Below are 6985 nucleotides of genomic sequence, written 5' to 3' on the forward strand. Positions count from 1 at the left end.
CCGTCGCCAGGGGCGCCAGGGGCGGCGGCGGACGGGGGCGCTCCCCCAGCGGGCGCCGGTACACGAACGCGCCCTCCACTTCGATCATCTCGAAGCGGTCGTAGACCTTGAACAGGCTCTCCGAGTACCCCAGGAAGAGCAGCCCGCCCGGACGCAGCGCCGCGAGGAAGCGGTCCATCAGCGCGCGGATGGTGGGCAGGTCGAAGTAGATGATGACGTTGCGGCAGAGGATGAGATCCAACGACGCGGGCGCCACCTTGTCGAACACCGGCACGGCCAGGTTCTGGCCATCGAAGCGGATGTACTCGCGCAGGATGGGGGACGCCTCGTAGCCGTCCTCCACGGGCCGGAAGAAGCGCTTGAGCCGCTCCGGTCCAATGGCCATCGCGCGGCGCGTGGAGAACCGCCCCTGCCGCGCGGCCTCCACCGCGGCCAGGTTCAGGTCGGTGGCCCACAGGTCCACCTCCACCGCCAGCGCGCCCAGCTCCGCCATCACCAGCGCCAGGCTGTAGGGCTCCTCGCCGGTGGCGCAGCCCGCGGACCAGATGGACACCTTGCGCATCTCGCGCCGGGCCCGCCCGAGCAGCTCCGGCAGCACGCTCTGCTCCAGCGCGCGGAACTGCTTCGCGTCGCGGAAGAACTCCGTGTGCCCCACCGTCACCAGCGGCAGCAGCGAGCGCAGCTCCTCCTCGCCGCTCGCGCTCATCAGCTTCTGCAGGTACTTCTCCGGGTCGCTCAGCCCCAGCACCGGCATGCGCGTGGACAGGGCGAGCCGCAGGCTGTGGTAGCCATCCAGGGTGATCTTCAGCCCCGCGCGTTCCAGGAGGAGCGCGGACAGCTGCTGGAGCACCTTGTTGCCCACGTTCAGCACGCGTCCACCCACTGCACGAGCGTCGGTGCGATGACGGAAAGGGGCAGCACCTGCTGCGCCGCGCCCAGCAGCACCGCCTCACGCGGCATGCCGTAGACGACGCACGTGGCCTCGTCCTGCGCGATGGTGCGCCCACCGCGCTCGCGAATCTCCTTCAGCCCCCTGGCGCCGTCGCGGCCCATGCCCGTCAGGATGACGCCGATGCACCTCTTGCCGAAAGCCTCCCCGGCCGAAGTGAGCAGCATGTCACACGAGGGGCGGAAGCCCCGCAGGGCAGGTCCTGTATCCAGTTCCAGACGGCCGTCCGGCTTCACCAGCAGATGTCCTCCCGAAGGGGCGATGTACACCGTGCCCGGCTCCATCCACGCGTCGTGCGTCGCCTCGACGACGCGAAGCGCCGTCTCCGTGGACAGCCAGTGCGCCAGGCCTTCCGTGAAGCCCTGGCTGATGTGTTGACAGTAGGCGATGGGCGCGGGGAATCCCCGCGGAATCATCCGCAGCACGGTGGCCACGGCCTTCGGCCCGCCCAGCGAGGCGGCCAGCGCCACCAGGGGGAACGGCGCGGTGGGCCCCTCCTGCGCCGGCGGCCTGGAGGCCTTGGGCGAGGAGGGCGGCGAGCGCACCCCCTTCACCTGCGCCAGCATCACCAGCTTGCGGTTCACCGCGTGCCAGAAGTCCGGGCCCGGCGTCATGGGCCGGTCCATCACGTCCAGCGCACCCATGGCCAGCGCCTGGAACGCCTGCTGGCCGCTGAGCGCGCCCGGGTGCAGCGCGAGGATGGGCGTGGGGCGCTGGGCCATGATGCGCTCGATGGCGCCCAGCGCCTCCGGGGACATCAGGTCCACCAGCAGCACGTCCGGGAAGTGCCGGCGCACCACCGCCTCCGCGCCCACGAAGTCCGCCTCCGGGGGGCCCACGGCGACCAGCGACTCGCCGTCGAAGAGCCCGCGCACCAGCCCGCGCAGGCCCCGCCCCACCAGGAGTACCCGGAACGCCAGTCCCGACACCGCCGTGCCGCCGCCCACGAGAGGCTCCTCAGGTCAGCCGATCGATGGACTGCGCCAGGATCTCCACCCCCAGCTCGCCCTTCACCAGGTACGCATCCGCGCCCGCATCCAGGCCGCGCCGCTTGTCCTCCGGCGACGCGAGCGACGACAGGATGATGACCGGGATGCGCGCCACGGCGGGCGTGCCCTTCAGCCGCCGCGTGAGGGAGAAGCCGTCCAGCTTCGGCATCTGCACGTCCGTGAGGATGAGGTCGTACGTGTTCGTCTGCACCTTCACGTACGCCTCCTCGCCGTCCTGCGCCTCCTCCACGGAGTGGCCCAGCGCCTTGACCAGCGCGCCCTCCGTCGCACGGGCGATGGGCGAGTCGTCCACCAGGAGCACGCGCAGCCGGCGGCTTGCGGGCGCCTGGGTGACGGGGCGGGCCATGCGGCGCACCTCCGTCATGATGTCCGGCACGTGCAACAGCACCGCGATGCGCCCGTCCTCCAGCGCCGCCGTGCCCGCGATGAACGGCGCGCCCTTGAGGAACTCGCCTCCGCAGGGCTTCACCGCCACCTCGCGCTCGTCCACGAAGCCGTCCACCACCAGCGCGGCGTAGTCGTCGCCGTGGCGCACCACCACCGCGGGGGGCTTGTCGAAGCGGTTGCCGCCGTTGAGGCCCAACAGCGGCCCCAGCGCCACCAGCGCCGTGGGCTTGCCCCGGTGCCGCACCGCCAGCGTGCCGAACACCTCCATGCGGTCATCCGGCTTGATGCGCATGACGGCCACCACGTCCGCGGCGGGCATGCCGTAGACGTCGTCGCCCAGGCGCACCAGCAGCACCTTCATGAGGGCCAGGGACTGCGGCAGGCGCAGCGTGATGGTGGTGCCGCGGCCCTGGCGGCTCTGCACGCCCACGGACCCGCCCAGCGTCTCCACCTTGCGCTTCACCACGTCCATGCCCACGCCGCGGCCGGACAGCTCGCTGACCTGCTCGCGCGTGGAGAAGCCGGGACGGAAGATGAGCTCGATGGCCTCGCGCTCCGACAGCGCGGCGGCCTGCACCGGCGACAAGAGGCGCTTGTTGATGGCCACCTGCTTGAGCCGCTCGGTGTCCATGCCGCGGCCGTCGTCCTCCACCTCGATGTGGAGCATGTCGCCGTCCACGCGCACCCGGATGCGGATGCGGCCCGTGGCGGGCTTGCCCATCTGCTGGCGGAAGTCCGCGGACTCCAGGCCGTGGTCCACCGCGTTGCGAAGCAGGTGCACCAGCGCGTCGCGCACGTCCGCCAGCATGGACCGGTCCACGCCGATGTCGGCGTTCTCGATGACCAGGTCCACTTCCTTGTTCTGCGTCTTCGCGATGTCGCGCACCGCGCGAGGGAACGCGTCGAACACGGTGGACAGCGGCACCAGGCGCGCCTCGGCCACGTGGTCCGCCAGCTGGGCCAGGTTGCCGTGCAGCGTGTTGATGCCGTCCCCGTTGCGGCGCACGAAGCGGAACGCGTCGTCGCGCAGCATGTGCAGGTCCGCCTCCGCGCGCTCCAGCTCCGTGCGGATGGAGTCCGGGACGTCCACCTCCTCGGAGATGCGCAGGAAGCGGTCGCCCAGGCGGCTGAAGCGCTCGAAGAGCTGCGCCGTCTCCCCACTGCGAAGCCGGCCGCGCGCGCTCTCCACCAGCAGGTCGCCGGCGAGCAGGCCCAGCGAGTCCAGCACCTCCACGTTCACGCGGATGCTGCGGTCCGCGATGGAGTTGGCCTTCGCGGCGCTGGGAGCTTCTTCCTCCTTCGCGGCCGGAGCCGCCACGGCGACCGGCTCCGCCACGCGGGGCGCGGCCTGCGCGGCCACCGGCGCCTGGACCACGGCGGGCGGTGCCACGGGCGCGGGGGCCTGCACGGCGGGCTTGGGCGGAGGCGGCGCGGCGGAAGACGCGGGCTTGCGCACCGGGCCCAGCGCGGGCACCGGGTGGCCGGACACCTCCGCCAGGGCCTTGACCATCTCCTCGGTGGCGGACGTGCCGGTGTGGGCCGCGTCCAGATCCTCGATGAGGTCCGACAGCACGTCGCAGGCACGGAGCATGACGTCCGTGGCCGTCTCGGTGGCCGTCTTGCCTTCGCGCTCGGCGCGCAGGACGTCCTCGGCGGCGTGCGCCAACTGCCCGATGGCGGCCAGGCCCAGCATGCGGGCCTCGCCCTTCATCGTGTGCAGTTCGCGCGCGACGTCCTCCGCGGCCTGCTCCGCGGTCTCCTTCTCCAGGTCGATGACTCCCAGCTGGATCTTCTGGAGTCGGTCGGCCGTGACCTCCTGGAACTTCTTCAGGAGGGACTTCTTGAGGGCCTCGGTGTCCATGGGTCGCGGGCGTCAGGGCGCTCTGTGCGCCCCTCGACCCATTTCTCCCCTCAGGAGAACGACTGCTAGTCGGCCTTGAACCGCTTGATGAGCTCGGCGAGCCGGCCCGCGAGCTGGGTGAGTTCGGCGGCAGCCCCGGTGGCCTGCTTCGACGCCTGCGTCGTCTGGCGGGTCACGTCCTCGATCTCCGCCATGGACGCCACCACCTGCTCGGTGGCCGTGCGCTGCTGCTGGGTCGCCAGGTTGATGACCCGGGCCGCGTCGCTCGTCTCCTGCACGCCGGCGAGGATGCCCTCCACGGCCTGCGCCGCCACCGCGCCCAGCTTCTCGCCGGACTCCGTGGCGTGCTTGGACGCGTCCGCCGCACCCGCCGCGGCCTGCGTGGCCTCGCGGATCTCCGTGATCAGGTTCTTGATCTCCTTGGTGGACTCCAGGACGTTCTCCGCCAGGCGGCGCATCTCCGCCGCGACGATGGAGAAGCCCTTGCCCGCCTCACCCGCGCGGCTGCCTTCCAGCGCCGCGTTGAGCGCCAGGAGGTCCGAACGGTCGGCGATCTCGTCGATCACCTCCACCACCGTGCCAATGCGCTCCACGCGCTTGGACAGCTTGGAGATGGAGTCCGCCACCGCGACGCCGTCGCTGCGGATCTGCTGCATGGCCTGGATGAACTCGCCAATGGCGCCACGGCCCGCGCGGGCCGCGCCCAGCGTCTCTTCCGCCACGCGCGCCACGCTGCCCGCGTTCTCCGCGATCTGCGCGGACGCGTGCTTCAGCTCCTCCATGGTCGCGGTCGTCTCGTGGATGGCCGCGGCCTGCTCGGTGGAGGACGTCTCATGCTGCGTGGACGCCGCCAGCACCTGGTTGGCGGAGGACGACAGCCGCAGCGCGGCCTCGTTGATCTCCCGCACGAAGATGCGCAGCGTCTCGATGACCTTGCCGAAGCCCTCCAGCAGGGGCCCCAGCTGGGGGTCTTCCGTGGACGTGTTCCAGCGCGACAGGTCGCCTTCGCGCACCAGGATGATCAGCGAGTCGAGCGCCTGATCGATCTCCTGGGCCGCCACCTGCTTGCGGTGCTCCGCGGAGGAGAACTGATCCAGCACCTGGTTGAGCAGGTGGCCGAAGCCGGTGGGGTCCGCCTGCACGCGGTCCTGCGGCACGCGCGCGTTCAGGTTGCCGGACAGCACCGACATCAGCGTGTCGGTGAAGGGCTTGAAGGGATCCGTCACCGTGTTGGCGATGACGGACTCCGCGCCGGCCTTCACGCCCGGGGACTTCCTCGCGCCGCGGGACTTCGCGGGCTTCTCGTTGGGGCTCTCCAGGGACATGTGTGTCAGTGCCTTCCTTGCGTCTTCAAGGTTTCCGCCAAATCAATGAGCAACACGGGACGTCCCGCCTCTTCATCCAGGCAGACGCCCACCGCATAAGAAGCCGCCGCCGCCGCGACCGGCATCCGGCGCAGCCCTGAGAGCGGGATGGTGCGCACCCCGTTGACGGCGTCCACCTTCAGGTGGCCCTCGCCCTCGGGAGTGTCGAACACGATCGCCCGGTGCCCCTTGTGGGGCAGGCCCAGGTCGCGCACGGTCAGGTCGTCCGGGAGCGCGCGGTCGATGCGCAGCACGGACGACGCGTCCGTGCCGTACTCCGAGTCACCAATCTGGAAGAAGAGGACGTCCACCTCTCCCACGGCGCGCTCCGCGTCCGCGTCCAGCGCGGAGGCCGGCTCGTCGAGCAGGTCGCTGCCGCTCATCGCACCACCGCGCGCTGACGGGCCGTCTGCAGGAGCTTGGAGAAGTTGAGCAGGTTGAGGCCGTCCGTCGGCCCCGAGCCCTGCACGACGCCCAGGAGGTGCTCCGCCGCCTGATCACCGCCCAGGGGCGGCGGCAGGATCTCCGACACGGGGATGCGGCGCAGGCCGAGCACGGTGTCCGCCACCACGCCGGACACGTAGTTGCCGCTGACGCCCACGAAGATGCGGGTGCGCGGACCGATGCGCGCCTCGCCCTTGCTGAGGAAGCGCAGGAGGTCCACCACCGGCAGCACCTGGCCGCGGTGGCCGGTGACGCCCAGGATGAAGGACGGCGTGCGCGGCAGCGGCGTGAGCAGCCCGGCGCGCAGCACCTCCAGCACGTTCTCGCTGGGGACGCCGAAGCGCAGCTCGCCCACGCGGAAGCAGAAGAATTCCAGCTCCGGCCGGGCCTGGGCGGCCACCGTGCGGTCTGGCGCCATGCGCAAGGCGCGTTGGAGGGGGGAGGAGTTCGGGGTCAAGGCACCGAAGTATCCGAGACCGGGATAAAGAGGGTCAAGGGTCCATCGTCCGATGCCGGACCGGCCGCCTGCTCTCCGTTTCGATGGTCCATCGTGACCCAAAGGTGTAGGGTTGTGCGCTGGAAGCCCCTGAGGAGGACGATGTCCCGCGTACTGGTCATTGACGACAGCCCGATGCTTCTGGAGCTCACCGTCCGGGCCCTGACGGCCGCCGGCTACGAAGCCAGTGGCGCGCCGGACCTGGCTACGCTCAACCAGAAGCTCACCGAGGGCCCGTTCGCGCTCATCCTCATGGACGTGAACATGCCGGAGATGTTCGGCGACGACGTCGTCGAGTACCTCCGCACCCAGAAGGGCGTCACCTCCAAGCTCGTCCTGTACTCGGACATCTCCGAGCAGGAGCTGGAAGCGAAGGTGAAGAACTCCGGCGCGGACGGCTACATCCTCAAGAGTGGAGGCCTGGAGGGCGTGCTGGGGGGCGTCATGGGCATGATCGGAGCCCCGGCGCTGAAC

At 70.8% G+C, this 6985-nt stretch carries 7 protein-coding genes; 1 reads left to right on the forward strand and 6 read right to left on the reverse strand.

Annotated features, from left to right (window positions below; all coding sequences use genetic code 11):
• The 6 genes from D7X55_RS32740 to D7X55_RS32765 form a co-directional block, all read right to left on the reverse strand.
• Positions 1–871, reverse strand: an 871-nt coding sequence (locus tag D7X55_RS32740; RefSeq protein WP_199747264.1) for a protein-glutamate O-methyltransferase, incomplete at its 3' end; no start/stop codon positions are given.
• Entirely contained in the window at positions 865–1869 is a 1005-nt protein-coding gene (locus tag D7X55_RS32745) for a chemotaxis protein CheB (RefSeq protein WP_120550040.1), read from the reverse strand. The genes D7X55_RS32740 and D7X55_RS32745, both read right to left, overlap by 7 nt.
• A gap of 37 nt (positions 1870–1906) precedes the next feature.
• Complete coding sequence (locus D7X55_RS32750) at positions 1907–4207, reverse strand: hybrid sensor histidine kinase/response regulator (RefSeq protein ID WP_120550031.1); 2301 nt, start codon at positions 4205–4207, stop codon at positions 1907–1909.
• Between the two features lie 65 nt (positions 4208–4272).
• Positions 4273–5532 carry a methyl-accepting chemotaxis protein gene (locus tag D7X55_RS32755; RefSeq protein ID WP_121725116.1) on the reverse strand — a complete coding sequence of 420 codons (1260 nt, stop codon included), beginning with the start codon at positions 5530–5532 and terminating at the stop codon, positions 4273–4275.
• Between the two features lie 5 nt (positions 5533–5537).
• Positions 5538–5954: a Frizzy aggregation protein FrzB gene (locus D7X55_RS32760; RefSeq protein ID WP_233610211.1), complete on the reverse strand. Its 417-nt coding sequence runs from the start codon at positions 5952–5954 to the stop codon at positions 5538–5540.
• Positions 5951–6433, reverse strand: coding sequence for a chemotaxis protein CheW (locus D7X55_RS32765; RefSeq protein ID WP_120550032.1), 483 nt, complete (start codon positions 6431–6433; stop codon positions 5951–5953). Before D7X55_RS32765 ends, D7X55_RS32760 begins: the two co-directional genes overlap by 4 nt.
• 180 nt (positions 6434–6613) lie before the next feature.
• Here D7X55_RS32765 and D7X55_RS32770 point away from each other — a divergent pair.
• A partial coding sequence (locus D7X55_RS32770) for a response regulator (RefSeq protein ID WP_147470295.1) occupies positions 6614–6985 on the forward strand: 372 nt, incomplete at its 3' end.

It is taken from the genome of Corallococcus sp. AB049A (assembly GCF_003668885.1).
Taxonomy (GTDB): Bacteria; Myxococcota; Myxococcia; order Myxococcales; family Myxococcaceae; genus Corallococcus; species Corallococcus interemptor.